Origin of the sequence: Motiliproteus sp. MSK22-1 (genome assembly GCF_001968815.1) — a bacterium.
Taxonomy (GTDB): domain Bacteria; phylum Pseudomonadota; class Gammaproteobacteria; order Pseudomonadales; family Balneatricaceae; genus Motiliproteus.
Genome location: NZ_MIEQ01000077.1, coordinates 1 through 574 on the forward strand (window position 1 = coordinate 1; position 574 = coordinate 574).

1 tRNA gene is annotated in these 574 nt (G+C 49.7%); it reads right to left on the minus strand.

The window, feature by feature from the left end:
* Positions 1-135 precede the first annotated feature (135 nt).
* A tRNA-Ala gene (locus BGP75_RS21500) sits at positions 136-211 on the minus strand.
* Positions 212-574: the final 363 nt, after the last annotated feature.

Sequence of the window (574 nt, forward strand, 5' to 3'; positions counted from 1 at the left end):
CAAATCCACATTGTTAAAGAGCGTGTTTTCCAAGCGTGTTACCGCTGTTTGTAAGAAAACAAAAGGTAAAGTCATCACGATGTCATTCGACACCCTCATTCTTTAGCTTTTGGTTTCTCAAGGTTCACCAGAGAATGGTGGAGCTAAGCGGGATCGAACCGCTGACCTCCTGCGTGCAAGGCAGGCGCTCTCCCAGCTGAGCTATAGCCCCAGTGCTTGATCTTTTTCCATCGGCCCTCGTTCGCTTCTACGCGCGCCTGGTCCGCTGAAAAAATCTCTGCGCCCTGGCGTTTCCATCAATCAGTGCAGGAAACTTCGGAGTCAGTTTTTTACGCCAAATTTCGTGAATCAAGGCATGAAAGCGCGAAGCATAGCCTGCTATGCAAGTACTTTCATAACGCCGAATCGCGTAATCTGGTGGGTCAGAGTGGACTTGAACCACCGACCTCACCCCTTTTTATCGATAAAGAGTGGGGTGCGATCTAACCAGCTGAGCTACTTCAATCATTCTATCGAATAATTGGTAGGCCTGAGTGGACTTGAACCACCGACCTCACCCTTATCAGGGGTGCGC